Below are 25,003 nucleotides of genomic sequence, written 5' to 3'. Positions count from 1 at the left end.
ATTCGAAGGGTGAAGAATGAGAAATGGTTATATTAGGAGCAGTTGTAAATGGGATTTGTATTATATTTGGTACTTTACTTGGTAAATTATTTAGTAGGATTCCAGAAAGTATGAAAGGGACGATAATGCACGCAATCGGTTTAGCGGTTACTGTGCTTGGGCTTCAAATGGCATTAAAAAGTGAAAACTTTCTTGTTGTCATACTGAGTTTAGTGATTGGTACGGTAATTGGAGAATGGTTACAATTAGAAGAAAAGTTAAAACATTTAGGGGATTGGCTAGAAAATAAAGTTGGATCGAAAGGGAAAGGTAGCATATCAGAAGGTTTTGTAACAGCTACTTTAATTTTTGCAATTGGCGCGATGGGGATACTTGGTGCACTTGACAGTGGGATTCGCGGAAATCATGATATTTTATTTACAAAGGCGATTATCGATGGATTTATTTCTATTATATTAACGACAACTCTAGGAATTGGCGTAGTATTTTCGGCGATTCCAGTTGTTTTATATGAAGGTGGTATTGCAGTTTTTGCAACACAAATTAATAGTTTTGTCCCGAAAGAATTAATGAACCAATTTATAGTGGAGATGACGGCTACGGGCGGCATTATGATATCTGCTATTGGATTGAACTTGCTTAGTATTATTAAAATCAAGGTGGCAAATTTACTTCCAGGTATATTGGTAGTGGGTGTAATTGTTTCAATTATTTATGGTTACGGTTTAATGGATTATTAACCAACTTCATTTAGGGGAGTTGGTTTTATTATGAAAATGATGTAGAGATGTAGTGGTTTTTACTGGAAAATAGCGGGTTTTGTAGTAAATCTTGCATATAAAGCAAATTACTAAACTTTTTACAAGAAAGGGTGTAGAATGGGTATCTAAAGAAAGAAGGTGTGAAAATGGCCAGCTGGAAACGGAATTTAATGATTTGTTGGCTAGGTTGTTTTACCACTGCAGCCGGTATGAGTTTAGTAATTCCTTTCTTATCTTTTTATATTGAGGAATTAGGAGTAACTGGCACTTCAAGCATTGCACAGTGGTCGGGACTTGCATTTGGTGTAACATTTTTAATGGGTGCGATCGTATCGCCAATATGGGGAAAGCTTGGTGATATACATGGACGGAAATTGATGCTTATTCGTGCTAGCCTTGGCATGGCGATTATTATGACCCTTATGGGGTTTGTAACGGATGTGTATCAACTAGTCGCACTAAGATTTTTAATGGGAGCAGTATCTGGTTTCCTTTCAACCGCAATGACATTTATTGCAGCAGAAACTCCGAAAGAACATTCAGGTTGGGCGATTTCCACAATTTCAACTGGTGGTGTGAGCGGTTCGTTACTTGGCCCGTTACTTGGAGGTTATTTGTCTGAGTTAATTGGAATGCGTCATGTCTTTCTTGTTACAGGAGCTTTTTTATTCCTTTCCTTTCTCATCGTTTTTTTCTTCCTGCATGAAGAAAATCACTCTGCTCAAGCAAAAAAAACACAGCCGAAAAAAGTATGGACGATGGTCCCAGCGAAGCATTTAATTATTAGTTTATTTGTAACAACATTTATTATTCAACTTGCTAATATGTCAGTTCAACCCATTGTTACATTGTACGTGAAAAATTTAGTAGGTCCTCATACTGCACATATTGAAACAATTGCGGGAGCAGTTATGTCAGCGACAGGATTAGCAGTTATTTTGGCAGCACCAAGACTAGGAAGATTATCAGATCATATCGGTCCTCAAAAAACGTTAGTTGTAGCGTTATTTGCAGCAGGAATTATTTTTATCCCGCAAGCATTTGTAACCTCAGCTTGGCAACTATTAATTCTTCGATTTTTATTAGGTATCGCACAAGCAGGATTATTGCCTTCCGTACAAACTCTACTAAAACAACATACACCAACCCATGTTACGGGACGAATATTTGGATATAATCAGTCGTTTCAGTTTTTAGGAAATATGATTGGTCCAGTGCTCGGGGGACAAATTGCAGCGCATGCAGGCTTCCAATATGTTTTCCTCTCTACATCATCACTATTATTTATTGCGTGTATTTGGGTTTATTTTCATAATAAGAACGAAGAAGTATCAGAGAAACAACGTTTGGAAGTTAGTTAACTAAGTGAATGAAAAAGAAAAAGGATGAAGCAACATGTGCTTCATCCTTTTTCTTTAAAATCGAAGACAGAGATAACTTAATGTACCAAGCTCATAACTACGGTGAATGACTTCACCGCTATTCTCGCCACTTCCCATTGCAATAAACAAAGGAACAAAATGCTCTGCTCTTGGTACGGCTAATTGTGCATGAGGAGCATTATTCTCCCAATTAAACAATGCATCTTTATCGTTATTCTGCATATGTTTAATAATCCAATCATCAAATTCAATTGCCCATTTTTCAGGTGTAGTTTGATTCCATTTCAGTGCTCGTAAATTATGAACGGTAACGCCACTACCGATTACTAAAATATCTTCTTGTCCGAGTCCTTTAAGTGCTTCTCCAATTTCAAATTGTTCTTTTGCAGAAAGGAATGGATTTACTGATATTTGCACGACAGGAATATTTGCTTCTGGATACATGCGGTGCAGGAGTGTCCATGAACCATGATCTAAACCTCTCGTCATATTATGATGGACTGGAATACCTTTGTTCTTAAATTTTGTTTCTAACATAGATGCAATGCTAGAAGAGCCTTTCGCACGATATTTGATTTCGTATAACTCAGGGGGGAAACCTCCAAAATCATAAATTGTTTCATACTCGTTATCTGATGAGGAAATCGTTAATACTTCACTTTCCCAGTGAGCAGTGAAAATAACAATTGCTTTCGGTTTATATGTTTCTCCAAGTGTTTTTAAAAATCGTGTATAGTCTGTATCTTGAATAGCGAGCATAGGCGAACCATGTGCTAAAAATAGTGATGGCATCATAACAGTAGAAACCTCCTAAAAATTATATAATTACTTTATGTAAGTAACTATATAATTTTATTTTTGATTCGTCAAGAGATTAGTTTGAAAGCAAGTCTGAAAAATACATCATTTGTCATAATGAAAGCAATTACATATAATATAAAATAAGAAAAGTGAATGGATATTCATTTTTCTTAAAGGTATACATAATAAATTTGGGGGCTGACGAAATGAATGTACAGGAAAGTTTCGTTACGGCATTGGATGGATCGGAAATTTATTTGCGTAAATGGTTACCAGAAGGAGATCCGAGAGGAATTATTCAGATTGCACATGGCATGACAGAGCATGCAGGGGTGTATACAGAATTTGTAGATGCTTTATTGGAAGCAGGTTATGGTGTTTATGCGCATGATCATAAAGGACATGGGAAAACAGTAAAAAAAGAAGAAGATTATGGTCATTTTGAACCAAATATAGGGTGGAATCAAGTTGTATCGGATGTTATCTTTGTTTCAGAAAGGATAAAAGAAGAACAGTCAAGTCCTTTGTTTTTACTTGGACATAGTATGGGTTCTTTTTTATCAAGACGTGCTGTACAACTTAGGGGTGAACTATATGATGGATTTCTAATTTCAGGAACAGGTGGAAATCCAGGGCTTTTAGGAGCTATTGGTCATAAAGTAGCAACAATCGAAATGAAATTGCGCGGGGCAAAAACGAAAAGTCCAATGTTAAACTTTTTATCTTTCGGAAACTTCAATTCGAACTTTAAGCCAAATCGTACAAAATTTGATTGGTTATCTTCAGATAATAATCAAGTTGATAAATATATTGCGGATCCGTTATGTGGTTTCATTTGTACGACGAGTTTTTACCGAGAATTATTTTCTGGAGTATTAGAAGTAAATAAACTAGAAGAATACAAGAAGACGCCAAAGAATCTTCCAATACATATATTCTCTGGTGATCGTGATCCTGTTGGCGATATGGGGAAAGGTGTAAAAGAAGTATATGAAAATTATAAAAAATGTGGTGTGAAAGACGTGACACTACGTTTATATGAAAATGGTAGACATGAAATGTTTCATGAAGTAAATAAGGATGAAGTATTTAAAGATTTAATTTCGTGGTTAGATGAGCATAATAAATGAGAAAAATAAGCCCAAACTGTTTGTAGTTTGGGCTTATCTATTATACAGAAATAGGGGCAATAAATTCTTAAATTCACTTTACTTAATAAAAAATAAATCTTATTCTATAGTCGTTCAAAAAATAAAGAAATATTGTATGAGAGGAAACCTCACTTTTCTGAAGTGAGGTTTTTTGTAGTAACGAAGTAATAGTGAATAAAACTAATTTTAAAAGTAACCTAAAATCAAACTTTTTATAAAGCAACAGATGCTCGTTCATAATAGTAGTATAATAGTGAATGAGGTGTTAATAGAATGGAAGATAGAACGTTAGGTTTATTACTAGATGTTGTTGGGGAATTATTTTCAGATGAAATTTCAATTGCTGTTTCGAATACGAAAGAATATATTTACTATCGGCCAAGTAAACGAATTGATTTAAAGATTAGTGTCGGGGATCCTATAAAGGAAGGAACGATTGCTCATAAAGCGATGGTGATGAATCAAAAAACCTCTGAGTTTATTAATCGGGATGTTTTTGGTATTCCTTATCATGGAATGGCTGTACCATTTTCAAACAATGGAAAGCTTGAAGGGTGCGTAACGGCAATTTATCCAGCTTTAACGGATGGAAAGTCAGTTGTTACTTTAAAAACAACAGACGGCTGGATTCCGGTTCCTTTTTCAAAGGTTATGTATTTAGAGGCTAAAGATAAAAAGACGTATGTGAATTCAGAAGAGTTATCAGGAACACATAAATACTCTCTGCAAGAATTCGAATACTTGCTTCCGAAAGATTCATTTATTAGATGTCACCGTTCGTTTATTGTAAATGTTAATCATATTAAAGCGATTTATCCTGATACCCATTCTACTTTTGTACTTTCGATGGATAATGGTGAGAGAGTACCAGTTAGTCAATCATACGCTAGTTATTTCCGTAAACTTCTAGGATTCTAAATTTTTCTGCTTTAGAACCTAGATTTGCTGTTCTGTCTGAATTTTCGGCATTGTATACTAAAATCCCTATTTTGATAGTGTTAATGTGTAAAATAATTATGAATATTCAATGAGAGAGGGATTACATATGGAGAACAATTTAGATAGAATCAGAGATCAACGTCTAAAAGATCGGGTAGTTACACCTGAAGAAGCAGCTTCCTGGATTCAAAGTGGAATGACTTTAGGCTTAAGTGGGTTTACACGTGCAGGTGATGTAAAAGCAGTCCCATTTGCGCTTGTAAACCGAGTTAAGAATGATGAATCTTTTAAAGTAAATGTTTATACTGGGGCTTCTTTAGGATCGGATGTAGACAAATTATTTGCTGAGGCAGGAATTTTAGGGAAAAGATTACCTTTCCAAGCTGACGCGACTATGCGAAAAGGAATTAATAACGGAGACTTTTTATTTGTGGATCAACACTTGTCTCATACAGCAGAGTTACTCCGTGCTGACGTTCTGGATATAGATTTCGCTATTTTGGAAGCGGTTGCGATTACAGAGGACGGAATGATTATTCCAACCACTTCAATTGGAAATTCCTTAGCGTTTTCCTTAAATGCTAAGTCTATTATTATTGAAATGAATATGGCTCAATCCGCGCAATTAGAGGGGCTACATGATCTATATGAACCAGGTAAACAAGGGGAGAGGCTTCCAATTCCGCTTGTGAAAACAGATGACCGAATTGGAACAATCGGTATTCCAATTGATCCTGAAAAAGTAAAGGGAATTGTGTTTACGAATCAATTGGATTCGCCATCGACAATTGTTCCTCCGGATGAAGAAACTGTTATTATGGCACAGCATTTAATAGAATTCCTTCGAGAAGAAGTCAAAGTAGGCCGATTAACAAATCGTTTAGCGCCGTTACAATCAGGAATTGGTTCAGTGGCTAACGCCGTATTGCATGGAATGTTAGATTCAGAATTTGAAGATTTAGAAGTATATTCCGAGGTTTTACAAGATGCAGTTTTTGATCTTATGGATGCTGGAAAAGTCAATTTTGCTTCTTGTTGTTCTATCACGCTTTCTGAAGAGAAAATGCAACAAGTATTTTCTAACTTTGAAAAATATCGTGACAAATTAATGATACGTCCACAAGAGATTTCCAATCATCCTGAAATTATTCGTCGCCTTGGATTAATCTCAATTAATACTGCATTAGAATTAGATATATACGGAAATGTTAACTCTACTCACGTTTTAGGTACAAAAATGATGAATGGTATTGGTGGGTCTGGCGATTTTGCAAGAAATGCCCGCCTAGCTATTTTTGTTACTAAATCGATTGCGAAAGGTGGTAACATTTCAAGTATCGTTCCTTTCGTTTCTCATGTAGACCATACTGAACATGATGTAGATGTTATCGTCACTGAACAGGGATATGCCGACTTAAGGGGACTTGCGCCAAGAGAAAGAGTGGAACTTATTATTGAGAATTGCGCACATCCAATGTATCGTGAACAGCTACGAGCTTATTACGAAGAAGCAAAAATAAGAGGTGGACAAACTCCTCATATTTTAGAAAAAGCTTTTTCTTGGCATACGAACTATGCTAAAAATGGAACAATGCTTGAAGCGGTAGTAGAAACTGTATAGGTTTGTATCGTACGAAATAGTAAAACGAATGAGTGAGCTTGAAGATTAAAATTTAGAAAAAGAGAACGCCAACTTTTAGGGATGGCGTTCTTTTTCTTTAAAAAAATTGTTGAAAATCGTACTGATTATAATAAAGATTTATAAAAATAATTTCTAACTTATGGAAATTAAAGGTTTTTTTGAAGTGCTTTCCGAATCAATTTAGTAGTGTACATATTGAAAGTGAGGAAAAAGAACCATGAAGATAAGAGAAGCATTATTAAGAGAAGCAAATGAATTAAGTGAACTCGCACTACATTCAAAAGCAACGTGGAATTATAGTGAAGAATTCATACTTGCTTGTAAGGAAGATTTAACAATTACGGAAGAGTACATAAAAAATAATTTTGTATATGTTTTAGTAAACGATAATGCGAAGATTGGTTTTTTCTCATTTTTACGTAATGATAAAGCTCTCGATTTCTTGTACATTCATCCTCATTACAAAGGAAAAGGTTACGGGAAAATACTTTGGGAGTATGTAATAGAAAAAGCCAATGAACTAGGATTAAAAAGTTTTACAATTGATAGTGATCCGAATGCAAAAGGATATTACTTGAAAATGGGAGCACAGTTAATAGGAGAGACACCATCAACTGTCTTTAAGGGTCGTTTACTGCCTCTTTTGAAATATGATGTGTAAAACTATTAATAGTAGGGGAAGATTAGAATGGATGATGTAAAGAAAAAGCAAATATATGAGGCGTTAATAAGATCTTGGTCAATAGAAACAAGTTCAAAGTGGACAATTGAAAACCCAGCAAAGGGACAATGTGGTGTTACAGCTCTTGTCGTTCAAGACATATACGGAGGAGAAATTAAAAAGACAAAAGTAAGAGAGGTATGGCACTTTTATAACTTTATAGATGGGCAGAGATTTGATTTTACAGAGACTCAATTCAATGGGAAATTGAATTATATGGATGAAAAGTCAAATCGGGAAGAAGCATTTGCAGATACAAATGAAAAACAATATAGCATTTTGAAGGGAAAAATAACGAAAGAATTAAAATTATCTTTTGACTCTTAATCTTTAATAAGTTACTATAATGGTGGTAACTTATTAAAGGGAACTTCATAGAGTTGAAAGGGGAAATACTTTTGAAAACAACTTATGTAAACGCTACAATTGTAACGATGAATGAACAAAACGAAGTGATAGAAAATGGATATATCATTGTAGAAAATGATCAAATTATAGATGTAAAGAGCGGAGAATTTGCAAATGATTTTGAAGTAGATGAAGTAATTGACATGAAAGGAAAGTGGGTTTTACCAGGGCTTGTAAATACACATACACACGTTGTAATGAGTCTCCTAAGAGGTATTGGAGATGATATGTTATTACAGCCATGGCTTGAGACGAGAATTTGGCCACTGGAAAGTCAATTTACTCCCCAAATTGCGGTCGCTAGTACGGAATTAGGATTACTTGAGATGGTGAAAAGTGGTACAACATCATTCTCTGACATGTTTAATCCAATTGGAGTAGATCAAGACGCAATTATGGAAACGGTATCAAGGAGCGGGATGCGAGCTGCTGTTTCAAGGACTTTATTTAGCTTCGGAACGAAAGACGATGAAAAGAAAGCGATTGAAGAAGCTGAGAAATATGTGAAGCGTTACTATAACGAAAGTGGCATGTTAACTACGATGGTTGCACCACATAGTCCATATACATGTAGTACAGAATTGTTAGAAGAGTGCGCACGGATTGCAGTAGAGAATCAAACAATGGTTCATATCCACCTTTCTGAAACAGAGCGTGAAGTACGTGATATTGAAGCACAGTACGGAAAACGTCCAGTAGAATATGCAGCGAGCTGCGGATTGTTTAAACGCCCAACAGTTATTGCACACGGTGTAGTATTAAATGATGATGAGCGTGCATTTTTAGCAGAACATGATGTTCGAGTAGCACATAACCCAAATAGTAATTTAAAACTAGGTTCTGGTATAGCGAATGTAAAAGCGATGCTAGAAGCAGGAATAAAAGTAGGAATTGCAACAGATAGTGTTGCATCTAACAATAATTTAGACATGTTTGAAGAAATGCGCATAGCGACTTTATTACAAAAAGGTATTCACCAAGATGCAACAGCATTACCAGTTGAAACAGCTCTTACACTTGCGACTAAAGGGGCTGCTGAAGTAATCGGGATGAAACAAACAGGGTCACTAGAAGCTGGTAAGTGTGCTGATTTTATTACGATTGACCCGTCTAATAAGCCGCATTTACAACCAGCGGATGAAGTGTTATCACACCTTGTATATGCTGCTAGTGGAAAAGATATAAGCGATGTAATTATTAACGGAAAACGTGTCGTTTGGAATGGCGAATGTAAAACGTTAGATGAAGAGCGTATTATATTTGAAGCAAGTCGATATAAACGAGGTCTGCAAAGATAGATATATTCAGGATGTGGAGAAACTTTTCTCCACATCCTGTTTTTGTGTCTGAAGAGTTAATTCCACAAAAATCATTTCCTTCGTGTGATTGAAATAACAATTCGTTTTGGTTTTATTAAGGAATTTTGAAAAAATTATGATACATTAGCGGGAATTAAAATGTAAAACTATCGAAATTTATAAAATAAAGTGCATTTAAAACAAAAACAGCCCCCAATTTTTAATGAGGAATTGGAGCTGTTTTTATGATGGGACATACTGTCTCTTTTAGGAACGGATATTTTTAAATGATAACCATTCATGAAATCATGATATGTCATAATTTTTATAATATATATGCAAAGAAGGGATGGAGTGAGCACACAAATTAAGGTAACACCGGAACAATTAGAAGAAGTTGCTAAAACAGTAAGAAATACGAGATCATCATTAGAATATATACATAAAGACTTATACTCTCAAACTGAATATATAGCTTCTCAGTGGAGCGGAGCAAGCAGTGATCGTTTCTATCAGATGTTTAATGAAGCAAAGTCAATGATGTTTAACATTTTGCAAGAATTAGATAAAATCGCAGTAGAATTAGAACGTGCAGCTGTTAAATTCCGAGAAGCGGATGAATTGTATGGCGAAAATTTAGTTGATTCTAATATTCAAGAAGGAGCCATGTGTGGAAAACTCCCTCCAAAATCAGAAGAGTCATTTTTGAATAAAAAGGATTTAAATGCTGCGTGGACTGGTATTTCTACTGGTTTTATAGATGGTGCTGTAGATGCATGGGAAGGATTTGTAGCTTTAGGAGATAAAGAAACCTGGTTAAATATGCGAGATGCGATTGTAAACTATAGGGAGACTCTTCCTGCTGCATGGAACACTGTATCAGATACATTTATGAATAATTTTTGGAATGGAGATCTTGAAAGCAGAGAACATTATGCAGCTTACGCAGTCACTACACTACTAACAGGCTTTGCTGGTAGCAAAGGTCTAGATAAAGTAGGACAAGCAGGTAAGGTAGCTGCTATTACAGGTTTTACTAAAGGAAAATCACTTGTAATTAATTCCCCGGCATATAGAAATGCATTACACATATTAAATAACTATGAATTTAAGGGTGGTAATCATCTTTCATATGCGGGAGTCGGAAGTATTCAACAGTACTTGCAGAAAGCAGCCCCATATACTTATGAGGGTCCAAATGGTCCGAAAACAATAAGGTTAAGATTGGGTGAGTTAGCGGGAAATAAACATCCAGTTACAGGAATTCCGTATGATTTAGATGGTTTCCCTATTTTTAAACCTGTTTCTGAAGTTAAATTAAAAGAAGCAGATTTTAAAAAATCTAGACCAACACATGATAGAATATGTAGTAAAGCATTATACGAACAAATAATGAAAGACCCTAAGTTAGCTGCAAAATTCACAGAAGAAGAAATAGAGTTATTTAAGCTAGGCGAGGTACCAGAGAATTATACATGGCATCATCATCAAGAAGCAGGACGAATGCAACTTGTTGATTATGAAACACATAGGAAAACAGGTCACACTGGTGGATATAAAATTTGGGGAAAAGACAGCGATAAGTAAGGAGGAGTATATATGAGCAACGTTACTTGGATTGGAGTAAATAAAAAAGAAATTACAGATGAAAACATTCAGAAAGTAGAACAATATTTCAATATTAAATTCCCTATGGATTTTATAGAATGTGTAAAAAAATATGATAGTGGCTATCCAAGACCCAAAATATTTGATGTACCCGGACAGGATGAGAATGTATTTAGCAAGCTTTTAACTTTTGATTTAGAAAGTAGAAATTCAATCATCCAAGTTTATGATGATATAAAAGATAGATTAGCAAATAAAGTATATCCCTTTGGTAAGGATTCATTTGGGAATCATCTGTGTTTTGATTACCGTAGCAATCCCGAATCACCAACAGTAGTATTTTGGGATCATGAAGAAGAAAACATAGAGGAAGCAATATATCCTGTTTGCTCAACATTTACAGAATTGCTTGCTAGTCTACGTGATTTCGAAGAAGAAGATTGAGGAAACTAAAAAACGGCCTAGAATTCTAGACCGTTTTTTTATGATTTACTAATTTTCCAACCATCATCCGTTTTCTCTAGTTCAATTACGATTACTTTTTTAGGATTACCTTTATATACAGCATTAACAGTTACTGTAGCAATTTCATTTTTCTCTTCACTTTTTTGGATTTTATAGTTTTTAAGATCTTTGCTAACTGATTTCATTAGATCTGTATTTCCCCCCACAAAAGCAACGGTTTTCTTCGCTTCAGGAGTGAATAACTCTCTGAAATCTTTTGCGTTTCCTTCGTTTTCATCTTCTTCAGGATCATGATTATTTTCACATGCTGTAAATACGCTGTGAGAAGATACACGAGTAATTAAAATTAAAGATGAATGGCCAGTTGGATATTTGGGGATTATAACCAAAAAATTCACCTTATTATTTTATATGTGTTTTTTGTTGAAAATCAAAAAGATTCCAAGATAGTCCGTACCCTTTTAAAAAAAAACTTTTTTCTTGAACGAATAAATATTCAAAAGAATGTCGCATCTTTCTGTTAGTATTTCTGCTATAATATATTACGCTTTATAATATTTTATATTTAAGGAGAACAATTCATGAAGCGAAAAAAGAGCCATTTAATGGTAATGGCACTTGTTACATCTTTATTATTAACAGCTTGTAATAATAAAGCGGATAAAAGTGACATAGAGGTTAAAAAACAAGTGTTAAATGTAACAGTATCAGAAGAAATTCCTTCTCTGGACACTGTGAAAACAACAGATGGTACATCAGCACACATTATGCAGAATATATTTGAAGGGTTATATGTATTAAACGATCAAGATCAGCCTACTCCAGCCATAGCAAAATCGTTTAAAAGAAGTGAAGATGGTAAGAAATATACATTTGACTTGCGTAAAGATGCAAAATGGTCCAATGGGGATAATGTAACAGCAAATGATTTTATATTTGCTTGGAAACGTGCAATTAACCCTGAAACAGCCTCTCAATATGCGTCCATGCTCTTTTATGTAAAAAATGCGAAAGAGATCAATAAGGGAACAATGCCTCTTGATGCACTTGGGGTTAAAGCGATAAATAATTATACGTTAGAAGTTGAACTCGAACAGCCAGTTCCGTATTTTTTACAGTTGTTAGCACTACCTATATACTTACCACAGCATGAATCATTTTTGAAAGAACAAGGAAACAATTATGCATTGGAACCTAGTAATCTCATATATAACGGTCCATTTGTATTAGAAAAATGGAAGCATGAACAAGAGTTTCAATTAAAGAAAAATACTACATATTGGGATCGAAAGAAAGTGAAATTAGATGAAATAAACTTTCATATCCTAAAGGATACAATGACAGCTGTAAATTTATATGAAGCCGGAGATTTGGATCGAGTACCTATTAATTCGCAAGTTGTAGACAAGTATAAAGGGAATAAGGAATTACATATGTCGAGTGATCCTGGAATTGCTATGCTTCGTTTTAATGAAAAAAATAACGCGTTAGCAAATAAAAAGGTGCGTCAATCTATTTCATTAGCGTTAAATAAAGATGATTTCGTTGCTCACTTTATTAATAACGGAGCAAAACCTGCAAGTGGACTTGTACCAGTTGGTCATGTAAATGAAGTGACTGGTAAAGATTTTAGAAAAGAAAATGGAGATATTTCCTCATATGATTTGCAAAATGCGAAAAAACTTTGGGAAGAAGCGAAAAAAGAGCTTGGGGTAGAACAAGTAAACCTAGAGTTCTTAACGTTCGAACAAGATAATGCAATACGTATGGCAGAATATATAAAAGGTGATTTAGAGAAGAATTTGCAAGGGTTAACGATACAAATTAAACAACAGCCATTTAAGCAAAAATTACAGTTAGAACAAATAGGTGATTACGATATAACTATGGCAAATTGGGGACCTGACTATAAAGACCCAATTAGTTATTTAGAGTTATTTACGACAGGGAATCCGAATAATAAAATGAATTATTCTAATGTTCGTTACGATGAATTAATAAAGAAAGCGAAAACGGATTTTGTACTAGATACGGAAAAACGATGGGAAGCGTTGCGAGAAGCCGAGCAGGTATTATTAGAAGATGCAGCTGTGGCACCGCTTTATCATATTGGCTCAGCGTATGTACAAAAGGATTATGTAAAAGGGATTGAAAAACATCAATTTGGTGGTATTTATACTTATAAGAATGCTTATATTGCTAATGAATAAATAAAAAAAACCTTACTTTTTAAAAGTAAGGTTTTTTTACAGGGGGCAGGGAAATCCTTTGGTGGTGTTCCCTGCATATAAAGAAGATAAATGCAAAATTGTAGGTACACATTCATAAGAAGTCGCAACAAATAAGATTGAGCAGTTTGTTTAAGTAAAAAGAAGAATAGAAATATAGCATACAAGGAGTAAGGAAATGTAGTACAGATCAGCATACAAACATTCTCTTTCTGTAACTATGTTTGTTTTTAATTATATAAAAAAAATATTAGATTATATATTTTGTCCTTGATATACTTAAAAGGTAATTTGGGGTATTAAGATGAGTTGATAGAGGTGTTTGTGTGGAATTATTTGAGTATTATAAAAAAAGGGGACGGTTTAAGTGTTTAATTGGGACAGGGATTTTTCTCTTTGGATTATATTGTCTGTATAATAGTTGGAGTGATGTTAATTGGGGAGAAATAATATTTATGGTTATAGCTTCGTTTGTTTTTGGGGGAATTGGATTTTGGCAATTAAGAAAAGGGAATTTATTAAAAGAGAATATAGCTAAAAATGATTTGAAGTTTTGGGATATTGATACTTATGTTTTACTAGAATTACCTCAAAATAATAAACATTACGGTTTATATACTCCCGATGGCGCCTATATAGTAGGAACAACTATGGTTCCAACTGATATAATTTCTTCAAAATTACCTTTTTTAAAAAACAAGCAAGTTGTTGGATTGGAAGCAAAGGATGGGGAAATTCTTGCATATTTTCATAGTGAAGTTGAAAACTATGATTGGGCTATTTATGACTCAAATTATAATTGTGTAGGGATGTTTAAAGAAAATATGATACAAGGATTTGGAATGGTACGTGGTTCTTTAATGAATGAAAAAGAGATGAAAATTTCTGAAGTAGAAGTTGAATTTAATTTTTTCGAAACTTCTTTTCGTACAATGGATAACCGGATATTAATAAATTGTAAAAGAGGATATATGCCTTTGGAATGGAGCGAAAGATTCGGATTAAATGTACCTATTATTAAATTAGGTAATAATATTTCTAATGCTGAAAAGATATTTGGTTTAGGGGTTCTTTTCTACATTTTAGAAACAATTAAAGTAAGAAAAAGTAGGGTTTTTAATGATTAGGGTTAAAAATTTGTGTGATGAAATTTTTTGAATGCGTTATTGGGATAGGGGGGATATCCATGGGGAATATACAAGTTAGACCGGAAGAATTGCAAAGAATTTTAAATATGCTAGTAATATAGAATCGAATCGTCATTCTAAAATTCAAGGGGAATTATTAAAGCTTCAAATGAGATGGGTTGGTGCTTCCAGTTTAAGTTTTTATAATGATCTACCTAGAATGAATAAAGCACATGAATCTTTTCTTAATATTATAAAGCAAATAGAAGATGAATTACTTCGTATATTCCCTCATGGTAATATTTCTTCAGAGTACAATATCTTCTTGAATCATGAAGATATTTCTAGTGTGTTACATCTTGGTTTTATTAATGAAACAGAATTAGAGTTTCAAAAATTATTTAAAAAAGAAATTGAAGAAAAGCAGTGATTCTTTTTAGGTGTTGGTGTTTTTGAAATAGTTAAAGAATGAATTTTAATTCTCATATACATAAAAAAAGGGGGATTTCTATGAAATCATTACGTTTATTTATGATTCTCACTCTTGTTGTATTGTTAAGTGCGTGCAATACAGCAACACAAGTTACAAAGGTTCAAAAAAATGGCGAAACGACTTTGAAAATTGGTTCTCTGCAAGGGTATTACGATGTACAAACGCTTAAAGCTGAAAAAGGAAATGTGGAAATCCCTTATGAAGCAGCTGTTGAAGAAGGTACAATTTTATTACAAGTTACAAAAGATGATAAGGTTATTTATGAAGAAGAAATCACTTCTCAAAAAGAAGGTTTGCTTTCTTTTGAAGCTCCAAAATCCGGATCATATGATTTAATTGTACGCGTCAAGGGTGAAAAAGAGAAAGCAAAAGAAATTCAAATACATACTAAGCTATGAAAAAAAGGCAAGTGGAGTGCACCCACTTGCCTTTTCCATTTTCAGTTGATTCTGTTAAAACAAATGAAGTTAAAATAAGAGATGAACACAAGAATATGTTACAACCTTGGCATGTTAGTAACGAAATTGATACCTCTCTTTTACATGATAAAAAGACTGGGTTTGATGCATTTTTATTCGAAAGAGATGTAGATGGTAAAAAGCAAGTAGTAGTATTTAGGGGGAGGGACATAAGGTGATGCTCTTTTTGGAGAAGGTGTCCCAGACTTTACTACAGATATTGATTATATATGGAGGGAAATAAGTTGAAAAGCATTGAAGTTCTAAATACATACATTGAAGGGATTTCTGTTGCAATCCCTACGTGGTTAAAACATCTAATTGAGGCAGAGGAGATACATCAAAACTATGAGAATGTACAAGCACTTGGTGCATTAAAAACAGATGCAGTGTTGTACTATGTACACCGTACGCTGCAAGTGCTAGATGGATTGCCTTTAGCTGAAGAAGCGTATCATATTATTGAAAAGGTACTAACGTATAGTGAACTTGCAAAGGTAGGATCTTTAAAACAGCGGGAGCAATGGAAGAAAAAAGGGATTAATCTATTGGTACATAATGAGGGTTCTGCTGATATCTTTAGTGACATTCAGTTTATTGAACGTGTAGAGACAAACTTAAACGCTATTGAATATTTGTTTATTCGAGATTTAATTAGAACACATGGATTAATCGGGCAGTATATCCGCGGAGAGGCTCGTTTGGACTCCCATATTGATTTAATTAACACATATAAAGAAGAATACGGAGACGTTAGGTTAAAGGAGATTCTATACTATCTTAACCAATGCATTATTGAGGGCGTATCAAAAGCTTTGTGGAGTGAAGTGAAGAACGATGTGAAGATTACAATTGATGGTTTGTTTGATGGTTATATGGAGCCATTTACTTCTCGCATACATAGACTCACGCCAAAACATAAGGAGTCAGCATTTGAAAAAGATATAATTATGGGGAGCGAGAAGAGTGACGTTCAAACATTTTTATTTGATAAGGATTTATGGTATGTAGAACCGTCTATGCATGCTCTTAGCTTTGAGGATATTTGGACAGTTTTTGTTATGTTAAAGAATGAGATAGGCACTAGAAAAGTTCAGCATATACATTTCGAGAAATTGATGCAACAGCTGCATTATGATTTCAAAGGCGAAAAAAAGGACAACGTGTATCGTAAGCGGGTTATTGAGAAGTATCTACGGGAGTACCGTGAGAACGAGAAACCGAATACAACGCATGTTTCTTTTAAGGTTAAAGTCGATGAAGATATGAAGACTGTGTATGTGTCGTTTCAGTTTTCTGCTGTAGGTGAGGCGTTAATTACCTTCTGTGTAGAGGCAGAAAAGATAGATATGATGCATGCTCGGGCAAATGTGCTGCTGTTTGATTTCTTCGGGTTACGAAAGGATGCATATGATAGATTCCATAACGAAGAAGTGTATTTGGAGCATATGAATAGCTCGGCTGATGATAAACGAATTATTCTTGATTATATAAAGGGAGATACGATTGTAGATGTCGGAGCTGGTGGTGGTGTCATGCTAGACATGATTGAAGAAGAGACCGAGAATAAACGAATCTACGGTATCGATATTTCTGAAAACGTGATTGATACGTTGAAAAAGAAGAAGCAGAACGAAGGGCGTTCTTGGGACGTCATTAAAGGAGATGCAATCAACTTAAGCAGCTCGTTTGAACAAGAATCGGTTGATACGATTGTATATTCTTCTATCCTTCATGAGCTGTTCTCTTATATCGAGTATGAAGGTAAGAAATTCAATCATGAAGTTATTAAAAAGGGGCTGCAGAGTGCCTATAAGGTGTTAAAGCGAGGAGGTCGTATTATCATTCGTGATGGCATCATGACCGAAGATAAAAAGTTAATGCGGTTGATTCGTTTTAAAGATGCAGATGGAATGAAGTTCTTAGAGCAGTATGCCCATGAATTTAAGGGGCGTACAATCCAGTATGAAGTAATTGCAGAAAATACAGTCAAAATGCCTGTTAACGATGCAATGGAGTTCTTATATACATATACTTGGGGCGAGGACTCCTTCGTTCATGAAGTGCAGGAGCAGTTTGGAATCTTTACGCCAAACGATTATAAGGATTTTGTAAAGAGTATCTTTGGAGATAAAGTAAACATCGTTCAAGCTATGAACTATTTGCAGGATGGATATACAAACCATCTTAGCGAGAAAATCGAGTTTACAGATGAGTCTGGGAATGCGGTTGCGCTACCAGATAGTACTTTCTTTATGGTTTTAGAAAAGAGGCAATGATGTTGAAAACCTTTAAAAATATAATTTTAAAAAACTTAATTTAATAATCTTCAGTTAAAGAGCGTGTTTTTAGAGTAATGAAAAATTCCTAATTTCTTAATTTTATACTGAGAAACATATCCAAATAAGGTATTGGTAATTAAAACCGGGAACATTAGAACAACATCGCTAGCTGAAATTTATCGAAACTCCCCTGTGTTTCAAAACCTTCGTAATCCAGATAAGGATAAGGGGAAGTGTGGTATTTTTGAGTTTTGGTATGTTTGTGGGGAATCTCGTTCTAGAGCATATGCGATGACGGGGGATTAAATGGAAAGTGAGCCTTTTGCGTACATATTCCAAAAGCATTGCGAAAACAGAAAAAGAACATAAAAAGGGGCATGAGTAAAAGTTTACTCATAGCCCTTTTTTAATGTTTTATAATGTATAGTACTTAGCATCCTTCATTAAAAATTCACTACCTATATCTATTGTACTAAAACAAGTTTTTTACACATGAATTCTATTAAACCGATTTTAATAAAGCGTAAAAATTCGTATCATATGGGATATCATCTTGATACATATAATTTTTTAGAACGCCTTCTTTTTCAAAGCCTAATTTTAATAGTACTTTATTGGAAGCTTCATTTTCAAGAAATACAATTGCTCCAATCCGCTTTAAATGAATCGTATGGAAACCGTATGATATAACCTCAGAAACAGCTTCAGTCGCATATCCTTTTCCCCAGTGTTCAGGCAAAAAGGCATAACTTATATTGGCTCGTTTATGCTCAGAAGACCAATCGTGAAAACCAATGGTACCGATGAGTTCTTTCTTGTCTTTTAATTCGATTCCCCATTTTATACCGCTTCTTGCATTGTAACTCAACTTAAAGTTATGAATGATTTGTTTCACTTGATCAACATCTTGTAACGGTTTTTGGCCATAATAGCGCAGTACATTAGTATTAGAAAAGCATTGTAGTATACGCGGTGCATCTTCTTCGGTAAGTTCTCTTAAAATAAGTCTTTCAGTTTTTAATAAAGGAAACATATTTTCGCTCCTTTTCACATGAAAATAGAATGTATTTGTTATTATATAATTTAATCTGAAAATAAAGATTATTCAAGGCGTAAGGGAATTATTGTCTGGAAATAGATTATATAATTTATATTAAAAAGAGTTTATAGGATTAATACAAATAATGAATTGAAAAAGGGTATTCCAAATAAAAATTGGAATACCCTTTTTTCATTACCCTACAAATGTTTGATACAGTAAGAAGATATTTAAAACGATAACGAGAGCAGCAATTATCCATGCGATAAATGTTGTTATGCGGTGGTTAACGAGTGCACCCATAATCTTTTTATTACTTGTAAACATAATAAGTGGCACTAATGCAAATGCAATACCGAATGATAAGACGACTTGGCTCATGACTAGAGCGTATGTTGGATTTACACCTAAAGCGATAATTACTAGTGGTGGAATCATTGTAATAAATCGGCGTAAATATAACGGAATATGCATGCGAATGAAACCTTGCATAATAATATCACCCGACATTGTACCGACAGAAGAGCTAGATAGTCCTGCTGATAAAAGTCCAATCCCAAATAATGCAGCCGATACAGGACCTACTAAATTGGTAAATTGAGTGTAAGCAACATCTAAATCTTCAACGTGCAAGCCATTTTTAAAAAATAGTGCAGCTGCTACAATTAACATACTTGCATTAATTGCTCCAGCAATAACCATTGCAATAATAATATCGATAAATTCGAAACGAAAAATCTTTTTCTTTTGTTCGTCAGTTGTTCCGACCACACGGCGTTGTGTTAATGCAGAATGCAAGTATATTGCATGCGGCATAACTGTCGCACCTAAAATCCCTGCTGCAAGTAATATACTGTCTACACCTTGGAATTTTGGAATAAATAGTCCTGAAAGAAGGGGACTTAATTCTGGTTTTGCATAAAAAACTTGAATCCCAAAAGCAATTACTACAATGAAAATCATTCCTGTAATAATAGCTTCTAGTGGACGAAATCCTCTACGTTGAAATTCAAGGATAATAAATGATCCGGCTGCTGTAATTAAAGCGGCAGGTAGCATGGGGATTCCAAATAGTAAGTAAAGCCCCAATGCAGCTCCAATAAATTCCGCTAAATCTGTAGCCATAATAACTAGTTCACCTTGTATCCATAAGCCGATAGACACAGGCTTTGGAAAGTTTTCACGAGCTATTTCGGGTAAATTGTTTCCTGTAGCAATTCCTAATTTAGCCGATAAAGTTTGGATTAATACAGCCATTAAGTTAGAAGCGAGTATAACCCATAATAGTAAATATCCATATTGTGAACCAGCTGCGATATTTGTAGCAAAGTTGCCAGGATCAATATAAGCAACGGACGCGATAAAAGCGGGTCCTAAAAATGGTAACAGTCTTTTCCAGCCTTTTGTTTCTCCACTTAAAGCTAAGTGAGCTGATTGTACAGTTGTACTTTCAGAAGGGAGATGTTTATCTTTTGTTATATCTTTATTCATAGTAGTTTTCCCCTTTAAAATGTTAACTTGATGAAATTATTGTATTTATTCTTACTCATTATTTCAATACATTTAAATATGTTATGTGATAATTTCATTTGAACACGAAAGTTTCCTTAATGCAAATTATATGCCTTTATGCAATGGATGGTGTGATAATGTAAAATGAATTGGGAGTTTATGGTGTGGTGACATGGGGAAACATAGTGAATTAAAGGGCTGTTTTTGAAATTTATGTGAACATAAAGCTGATAATACAGCATATTAATTGATGGAATTGCAATTGTATGATATATAATATATTGGGATTACAACATAACCATAGTGTTATGATGTGTAATCTTGTTTTTTATTTTTGTTAACTGATAGAAAATAGTATAAAGAAAAGAAAATGGGATTCATTTTCTTATTATATATGTTTTGATATGAACGTTAACTTATACATGATTTTAAAAATTAGATAGGTGGTAGAAATACATTGGCAACTACAAAACCATACAGAGTATTACTATATTACATGTACACAACAATTGAAAACCCAGAAGAATTTGCTGCAGAGCATTTAGAATTTTGTAATTCACTTGAATTAAAAGGAAGAATTCTTGTAGCAAAAGAAGGTATTAACGGAACTTGTTCTGGAACTGTAGAGCAAACAGAGAAATACATGGAAGCAATGAATAATGATCCACGTTTTGATGGTATCGTATTTAAAATAGATGAAGAAGAAGGGCATGCATTCAAGAAAATGCACGTACGTCCTCGTCCAGAATTAGTTACACTTCGTTTAGAAGATGACATTAACCCACACGAAATAACTGGGAAGTATTTAGAGCCAAAAGATTTTTATGAGGCAATGAAACAAGAAGATACAGTTATCATTGATGCACGAAATGATTATGAGTTTGATTTAGGACACTTCAAAGGTGCGATTAAACCTGATATCGAATCATTCCGTGAATTACCAGATTGGATTAGAGAAAACAAAGAAACACTTGAAGGTAAAAAGATTTTAACTTACTGTACAGGTGGAATTCGTTGTGAGAAATTCTCTGGTTGGTTAGTTCGTGAAGGTTTTGAAGATGTAAGTCAGCTTCACGGCGGAATTGTAACGTACGGAAAAGATCCAGAAGTACAAGGTGAGCTTTGGGATGGACAATGTTACGTGTTTGATGAGCGTATCGCTGTTCCAGTAAACCAAAAAGAACATGTTATCGTTGGTAAAGATCACTTTACAGGTGAACCATGTGAGCGCTATGTAAACTGTTCAAATCCAGAATGTAATAAGAAAATTTTATGTTCTGAAGAAAACGAAGCGAAATATTTACGTGCATGTTCTCATGAATGTCGTGTAAGTCCACGTAACCGCTACGTAATACAACATGAATTAACGGAAGAGCAAGTAGCTACTGCATTAGAGAAAATCGAAGCTGGGAAGTAAGCTGAATTCGTATAATAAAAAAGGGTATTCCAAGTTTTAATTTGGAGTACCCTTTTTTTATTATCCAGTCCTGTCATTCGTCGTTTTTTGTCGGTAAGTCGATATATTTAAAAATCGCTGATAAAAATTTCACTTACTGCAGCACACCAAGAATTTGAAAATAACCTTCTTTAGTTTTTATCCTCTTTCTCTTTAACGGCAGAAAGTACCGTTTGTTTTACCCAAGCTTTTCTTTGTTTATGCTGTAGACCCCATTGATATAAACTTTGGGCTCCTAAAATAAGTGAAATGACAATGCCGCTAATCGCAATTAATAGAGCGAAAAATTCAAGAGGGGACGATATTTTGTTTGAATCGGTGTTTCTTAAAAGGTCAATCATAGTAAACCCTAACATTTGGCCCACTACAGAGTAGAGCGTTAAAATTAATAATAAAAGGCTATCTTTTTTAGAGGCGACATTTTCTTGATATTTAAACAAACTATCAAGATTTTGTTTCGCGTTCGAGTATAGAACCTCAATATTAAAAAGTTTTCTTAAGCGGAAGAAAATATCTTCACTTTGTGATTGGGATACTAATTCTAAAGAAAAATAATTAGCAGTGAACGAATTGATCGAATAAATTAATTTCTCTATTTCATTAGTATCTTGTTCAATGTTTAGCTCAGCATAGGCGTTTGCCATTTTTAATAAAACAATTTTATGGAATAGGTTTAATAATAAAGCGTAATAAAATTCTCCGTACATTTGACTAGCAAGTTTAGAGATTTCGCGTTCGCCTTCATTTGTTACACATGTAAAAATATGTTCTTCCATAATGAAATAACGATTTGGAGCCCATCTCTGGTAAGCGTGTTTTTTTAAATAGTCATGAATGTAAGGAATGTTATTTGCACTTACATATGGTTTACCATCACTTGTTAATCCGGAAAGACTGGAAGTACGATAAACATCCACTTCATTAAGTTCCATACCTTCTTTTAGTGATAATAAAGTTTGAACGTACATTCTTTGGTCTTCAAAGAAAGGGAAGGTTTGAAAGTATGAACTTCTTAATCTCTTCTTTTCAAAGAAATCAGTTACGCCATGAAATAAATAACCAAAAATGAATTTTTCAACTTGGGAATACTTTTTTCCGCTACATTCAATACAAATAGACTCATTTGTATCAGTTTTAGTTTCAAGTACACGGAAGCGAGCAGCGAATTCGATTGCTTCAGATAAAGTCATGTTTGGAGCAGTGTTTACTTCTGTTCGAATTGTTAAGAAGCCAAGTTCATAAGGACAAAGTGTTACATCAATAGAGTGTATCTTGAATGGGATTGAAATAAGGTTTGTTGTTAAATGTCCAGTTAAGTTAAGGTCCTTTGAATAACGTTGCAAGCCCTTTTGATGCTCTGAGTGAGGAAAGAGAATTTTATTTGTAAATGAAAGATAGTATGCTTCCATATTTTGATGTGAAACTTTAAACTCCCCATAATATGTATTTTCATCATCGAGATGATCGAGCCGAAAAGGACGAAAATCGTTTTTTTGTAAGAAAGGGAACATATTTTGTTCATATCCAGCTTTAAACGAAAACGGGAATATAAATTGGAATATAGCTGTTGCTACACCTTTTTCCTCAATTGATTGTATTGCCTCCATCTACATTGTGTCCTTTCCATATATGCTATAGAAACAACATGCCCAAATTTATTTGAAAATAACCACTCTTTTATACGCAGTTGAGAGTGAAAATTCAGCTTATTTAGCAGGGAACATGTATAATGTTATGTATACTAAAAGTTATAAAATTGTATTTTGAAAAGGGGGATGCTGTATGCGGATTTTAGTATTAGGCGCTGGTGGAGTCGGAGGATTTTTTGGTGGCAGATTAGTCGAGAAGGGAGAAGATGTCACGTTTCTTGTTCGTAGTAAACGGAAAAAACAATTAGAGGAAAGAGGACTTGTAATCCGAAGTGTTAACGGGGATTTTTCCTTCCGACCGAAATTAATAACGAAAGAAGAGCGAACTTCTCCATTTGATGTCATTTTATTTTCAACAAAAGCGTATCACTTAAACGAGGCAATTCAAGATTTGAAGCCGTTTGTTGGCGAAAATACTGTAATCATTGCATTGTTAAATGGTATCGCTCATTTATCGCTATTACAAAAAGAATTCGGCGAAGAAAAAGTAATTGGCGGTTTATGCTTTATCGAGACGACGTTAAACGATCAAGGAGAAATTGTACAAACTAGCGCTGCCAACAGACTTGTGTTTGGAGAAATTAAGTCTCAAAATTCAGAGAGAGTAAAGCATATTTCTAAAGCATTTTCAGGTACGAAGTCTAGTTTTGTTTTAAGTGAAAATATTACGCAAGATATGTGGCATAAATATTTATTTATTACTGTAATGTCAGGTGTGACAACGTTAATGCGTGCACCAATTGGACCAATCCGTGAAAGTGAAGGCGGCCGTGATTTTATCCGTAATGTGTTTGAGGAATCTGTACAAATCATGAGAGTATTAGGAGCTCCAGTAATGGCTAATATTGCCCAGGAACATATGAAAACGATTGATAAAATTTCGTATGATATGAAGTCATCAATGCAACGTGATATGGAAAAGGGTTCGTTTATTGAAGGGAAGCACTTGCAAGGATATTTACTGGATGTAGCAGAGAAATTTTCTATAGCGGCACCATTATTAGAATCTATATATCAAAATTTAAAGGTGTATGAAGAGGTGACCTTTAACAAATCTGTAATAGAATTAGATGTATGAAAAAATAAAAAAGATAGCAATATATAAGTGTATTGCTATCTTTTTTATTTTTTTGTATGACAAATTATTTATTTCTTTTTGTTCTATCTGTCAAATTTATTTCCTGTTCACGTTTACCATATAACTGATTAATTTCATTTGCTACTGCATCTAAATATGAATCGGAAAAAATAGGCTTCTTTTCTTTAGACATATGGGTCTCCTTTGCGGATTTTTAATATTCATTATGTATATTTCTCAGCGGATTATGCGCAATCATTTTAATTTTTTTCTTATTAAAAATTTTTGTTTACTTTTTGAAAATAAAGGAGTATTATAATCCACAGTTTCAATTTTCTAAATCGCTGAAACCGCATGGTACGGGGGACCCGTTTTTACGGATTAGTACATAATCCGATGGGGTGAATCCTTGAAAAAGGTAGGGCTACTCATAGGCCCGAATCCGACAGCTAACCTCGTAAGCGTTATATTGAGAAGGAAGGTGGAGCTTGTGCGACAAAAAAAA

23 protein-coding genes, 2 pseudogenes and 1 riboswitch are annotated in these 25,003 nt (G+C 34.2%); of the genes and pseudogenes, 19 read left to right on the top strand and 6 right to left on the bottom strand.

The genetic code is table 11. The annotated features are described in order from the left end of the window. Window positions 1-23: 23 nt before the first annotated feature. Together H6481_RS14740 and H6481_RS14735 are read left to right on the top strand one after the other, a co-directional pair. Window positions 24-740 carry a DUF554 domain-containing protein gene (locus H6481_RS14740; RefSeq protein ID WP_000236031.1) on the top strand — a complete coding sequence of 239 codons (717 nt, stop codon included), beginning with the start codon at window positions 24-26 and terminating at the stop codon, window positions 738-740. Between the two features lie 167 nt (window positions 741-907). After that, complete coding sequence (locus H6481_RS14735; protein ID WP_000179302.1) at window positions 908-2,122, top strand: multidrug efflux MFS transporter; 1,215 nt, start codon at window positions 908-910, stop codon at window positions 2,120-2,122. 54 nt (window positions 2,123-2,176) lie between these two features. Here H6481_RS14735 and H6481_RS14730 read toward each other — a convergent pair whose 3' ends face one another. Continuing rightward, window positions 2,177-2,938, bottom strand: coding sequence for a class III extradiol ring-cleavage dioxygenase (locus H6481_RS14730; protein WP_182812142.1), 762 nt, complete (start codon window positions 2,936-2,938; stop codon window positions 2,177-2,179). A gap of 212 nt (window positions 2,939-3,150) precedes the next feature. Here H6481_RS14730 and H6481_RS14725 point away from each other — a divergent pair, with 212 nt between their 5' ends. The 8 genes from H6481_RS14725 to H6481_RS14690 all read left to right on the top strand — a co-directional run bounded on the left by H6481_RS14725 (window position 3,151) and on the right by H6481_RS14690 (window position 11,155). Further along, window positions 3,151-4,074, top strand: a complete 924-nt coding sequence (locus tag H6481_RS14725) for an alpha/beta hydrolase (protein WP_182812139.1) — start codon at window positions 3,151-3,153, stop codon at window positions 4,072-4,074. Window positions 4,075-4,368: 294 nt separating this feature from the next. Next, window positions 4,369-5,013 carry a LytTR family DNA-binding domain-containing protein gene (locus H6481_RS14720; protein WP_000390209.1) on the top strand — a complete coding sequence of 215 codons (645 nt, stop codon included), beginning with the start codon at window positions 4,369-4,371 and terminating at the stop codon, window positions 5,011-5,013. A 127-nt stretch (window positions 5,014-5,140) separates the two neighbouring features. Continuing rightward, window positions 5,141-6,655, top strand: a complete 1,515-nt coding sequence (locus tag H6481_RS14715; RefSeq protein WP_182812136.1) for an acetyl-CoA hydrolase/transferase family protein — start codon at window positions 5,141-5,143, stop codon at window positions 6,653-6,655. A gap of 238 nt (window positions 6,656-6,893) precedes the next feature. Continuing rightward, complete coding sequence (locus H6481_RS14710; protein WP_071730944.1) at window positions 6,894-7,337, top strand: GNAT family N-acetyltransferase; 444 nt, start codon at window positions 6,894-6,896, stop codon at window positions 7,335-7,337. 27 nt (window positions 7,338-7,364) lie between these two features. Then, the gene (locus H6481_RS14705) at window positions 7,365-7,724 is read left to right on the top strand and encodes a hypothetical protein (protein ID WP_098852559.1); all 360 of its coding nucleotides are present in this window, start codon (window positions 7,365-7,367) and stop codon (window positions 7,722-7,724) included. Between the two features lie 53 nt (window positions 7,725-7,777). Continuing rightward, window positions 7,778-9,103 (top strand): bifunctional S-methyl-5'-thioadenosine deaminase/S-adenosylhomocysteine deaminase, encoded by a 1,326-nt coding sequence (locus H6481_RS14700; protein ID WP_002023818.1) that lies wholly within the window; start codon window positions 7,778-7,780, stop codon window positions 9,101-9,103. Between the two features lie 354 nt (window positions 9,104-9,457). Beyond that, a complete protein-coding gene (locus H6481_RS14695) occupies window positions 9,458-10,690 on the top strand; it encodes a WXG100 family type VII secretion target (protein WP_182812133.1) in 1,233 nt (410 codons plus the stop codon). Window positions 10,691-10,702: 12 nt separating this feature from the next. Further along, the gene (locus H6481_RS14690; RefSeq protein WP_023521669.1) at window positions 10,703-11,155 is read left to right on the top strand and encodes an SMI1/KNR4 family protein; all 453 of its coding nucleotides are present in this window, start codon (window positions 10,703-10,705) and stop codon (window positions 11,153-11,155) included. 38 nt (window positions 11,156-11,193) lie between these two features. On the opposite strand, the gene H6481_RS14685 is transcribed toward H6481_RS14690, so the two are convergent. Next, window positions 11,194-11,565 (bottom strand): DUF4878 domain-containing protein, encoded by a 372-nt coding sequence (locus H6481_RS14685; RefSeq protein ID WP_078993437.1) that lies wholly within the window; start codon window positions 11,563-11,565, stop codon window positions 11,194-11,196. Window positions 11,566-11,757: 192 nt separating this feature from the next. On the opposite strand from H6481_RS14685, the gene H6481_RS14680 reads away from it, so the two are divergent. The 7 genes and pseudogenes from H6481_RS14680 to H6481_RS14645 form a co-directional block, all read left to right on the top strand. Further along, window positions 11,758-13,386: a peptide ABC transporter substrate-binding protein gene (locus H6481_RS14680; RefSeq protein ID WP_000823499.1), complete on the top strand. Its 1,629-nt coding sequence runs from the start codon at window positions 11,758-11,760 to the stop codon at window positions 13,384-13,386. A 344-nt stretch (window positions 13,387-13,730) separates the two neighbouring features. Then, complete coding sequence (locus H6481_RS14675) at window positions 13,731-14,531, top strand: ABC transporter ATP-binding protein (RefSeq protein ID WP_120460871.1); 801 nt, start codon at window positions 13,731-13,733, stop codon at window positions 14,529-14,531. Window positions 14,532-14,817: 286 nt separating this feature from the next. Next, a pseudogene (locus H6481_RS14665) lies at window positions 14,818-14,961 on the top strand (DUF4176 domain-containing protein); the annotation flags it as partial. 80 nt (window positions 14,962-15,041) lie between these two features. Next, window positions 15,042-15,422, top strand: a complete 381-nt coding sequence (locus H6481_RS14660; RefSeq protein ID WP_000838921.1) for a hypothetical protein — start codon at window positions 15,042-15,044, stop codon at window positions 15,420-15,422. A 26-nt stretch (window positions 15,423-15,448) separates the two neighbouring features. Further along, complete coding sequence (locus tag H6481_RS14655) at window positions 15,449-15,661, top strand: hypothetical protein (protein WP_140158797.1); 213 nt, start codon at window positions 15,449-15,451, stop codon at window positions 15,659-15,661. A gap of 51 nt (window positions 15,662-15,712) precedes the next feature. Next, window positions 15,713-17,761 (top strand): class I SAM-dependent methyltransferase, encoded by a 2,049-nt coding sequence (locus tag H6481_RS14650; RefSeq protein ID WP_109737392.1) that lies wholly within the window; start codon window positions 15,713-15,715, stop codon window positions 17,759-17,761. A 111-nt stretch (window positions 17,762-17,872) separates the two neighbouring features. Then, window positions 17,873-18,174 (top strand): annotated as a pseudogene (locus tag H6481_RS14645) (radical SAM/SPASM domain-containing protein); the annotation flags it as partial. Window positions 18,175-18,266: 92 nt separating this feature from the next. Here H6481_RS14645 and H6481_RS14640 read toward each other — a convergent pair. Continuing rightward, window positions 18,267-18,797 (bottom strand): GNAT family N-acetyltransferase, encoded by a 531-nt coding sequence (locus tag H6481_RS14640; protein ID WP_000484225.1) that lies wholly within the window; start codon window positions 18,795-18,797, stop codon window positions 18,267-18,269. Window positions 18,798-18,998: 201 nt separating this feature from the next. Next, window positions 18,999-20,294, bottom strand: coding sequence for an Nramp family divalent metal transporter (locus H6481_RS14635; RefSeq protein ID WP_023521681.1), 1,296 nt, complete (start codon window positions 20,292-20,294; stop codon window positions 18,999-19,001). A gap of 478 nt (window positions 20,295-20,772) precedes the next feature. Between H6481_RS14635 and H6481_RS14630 the strand changes: the two genes are divergently transcribed. Next, the gene (locus tag H6481_RS14630; protein ID WP_000246233.1) at window positions 20,773-21,732 is read left to right on the top strand and encodes a rhodanese-related sulfurtransferase; all 960 of its coding nucleotides are present in this window, start codon (window positions 20,773-20,775) and stop codon (window positions 21,730-21,732) included. 170 nt (window positions 21,733-21,902) lie between these two features. Here the strand turns inward: H6481_RS14630 and H6481_RS14625 are convergent, their stop codons facing one another. Further along, complete coding sequence (locus H6481_RS14625; protein WP_182812130.1) at window positions 21,903-23,378, bottom strand: hypothetical protein; 1,476 nt, start codon at window positions 23,376-23,378, stop codon at window positions 21,903-21,905. 175 nt (window positions 23,379-23,553) lie between these two features. On the opposite strand from H6481_RS14625, the gene panE reads away from it, so the two are divergent. Then, window positions 23,554-24,498 (top strand): 2-dehydropantoate 2-reductase, encoded by a 945-nt coding sequence (panE, locus tag H6481_RS14620; RefSeq protein ID WP_182812127.1) that lies wholly within the window; start codon window positions 23,554-23,556, stop codon window positions 24,496-24,498. A 64-nt stretch (window positions 24,499-24,562) separates the two neighbouring features. Here the strand turns inward: panE and H6481_RS28830 are convergent, their stop codons facing one another. Further along, on the bottom strand, window positions 24,563-24,691 hold the full coding sequence (locus H6481_RS28830) for a hypothetical protein (protein ID WP_000031873.1): 129 nt from the start codon (window positions 24,689-24,691) through the stop codon (window positions 24,563-24,565). A gap of 139 nt (window positions 24,692-24,830) precedes the next feature. Further along, window positions 24,831-24,977, top strand: a riboswitch (cyclic di-AMP (ydaO/yuaA leader). Window positions 24,978-25,003: the final 26 nt, after the last annotated feature.

Source organism: Bacillus sp. ME78, from assembly GCF_903970865.1.
Classification (GTDB): domain Bacteria; phylum Bacillota; class Bacilli; order Bacillales; family Bacillaceae_G; genus Bacillus_A; species Bacillus_A cereus.
This window is presented reverse-complemented; position numbering and strand designations above follow the sequence as displayed.

What these genes read in the sequence shown, in the direction of transcription:
- H6481_RS14680 (WP_000823499.1), top strand. Translation starts at nt 11,758, where the DNA reads ATGAAGCGAAAAAAGAGCCATTTAATGGTAATGGCACTTGTTACATCT.
- H6481_RS14690 (WP_023521669.1), top strand. Translation starts at nt 10,703, where the DNA reads ATGAGCAACGTTACTTGGATTGGAGTAAATAAAAAAGAAATTACAGAT.
- panE (WP_182812127.1), top strand. Translation starts at nt 23,554, where the DNA reads ATGCGGATTTTAGTATTAGGCGCTGGTGGAGTCGGAGGATTTTTTGGT.
- H6481_RS14640 (WP_000484225.1), bottom strand. Translation starts at nt 18,797, where the DNA reads ATGTTTCCTTTATTAAAAACTGAAAGACTTATTTTAAGAGAACTTACC.
- H6481_RS14730 (WP_182812142.1), bottom strand. Translation starts at nt 2,938, where the DNA reads ATGATGCCATCACTATTTTTAGCACATGGTTCGCCTATGCTCGCTATT.
- H6481_RS14635 (WP_023521681.1), bottom strand. Translation starts at nt 20,294, where the DNA reads ATGAATAAAGATATAACAAAAGATAAACATCTCCCTTCTGAAAGTACA.
- H6481_RS14660 (WP_000838921.1), top strand. Translation starts at nt 15,042, where the DNA reads ATGAAATCATTACGTTTATTTATGATTCTCACTCTTGTTGTATTGTTA.
- H6481_RS28830 (WP_000031873.1), bottom strand. Translation starts at nt 24,691, where the DNA reads ATGTCTAAAGAAAAGAAGCCTATTTTTTCCGATTCATATTTAGATGCA.
- H6481_RS14650 (WP_109737392.1), top strand. Translation starts at nt 15,713, where the DNA reads ATGGAGGGAAATAAGTTGAAAAGCATTGAAGTTCTAAATACATACATT.
- H6481_RS14725 (WP_182812139.1), top strand. Translation starts at nt 3,151, where the DNA reads ATGAATGTACAGGAAAGTTTCGTTACGGCATTGGATGGATCGGAAATT.
- H6481_RS14735 (WP_000179302.1), top strand. Translation starts at nt 908, where the DNA reads ATGGCCAGCTGGAAACGGAATTTAATGATTTGTTGGCTAGGTTGTTTT.
- H6481_RS14720 (WP_000390209.1), top strand. Translation starts at nt 4,369, where the DNA reads ATGGAAGATAGAACGTTAGGTTTATTACTAGATGTTGTTGGGGAATTA.
- H6481_RS14705 (WP_098852559.1), top strand. Translation starts at nt 7,365, where the DNA reads ATGGATGATGTAAAGAAAAAGCAAATATATGAGGCGTTAATAAGATCT.
- H6481_RS14625 (WP_182812130.1), bottom strand. Translation starts at nt 23,378, where the DNA reads ATGGAGGCAATACAATCAATTGAGGAAAAAGGTGTAGCAACAGCTATA.
- H6481_RS14710 (WP_071730944.1), top strand. Translation starts at nt 6,894, where the DNA reads ATGAAGATAAGAGAAGCATTATTAAGAGAAGCAAATGAATTAAGTGAA.
- H6481_RS14715 (WP_182812136.1), top strand. Translation starts at nt 5,141, where the DNA reads ATGGAGAACAATTTAGATAGAATCAGAGATCAACGTCTAAAAGATCGG.
- H6481_RS14740 (WP_000236031.1), top strand. Translation starts at nt 24, where the DNA reads ATGGTTATATTAGGAGCAGTTGTAAATGGGATTTGTATTATATTTGGT.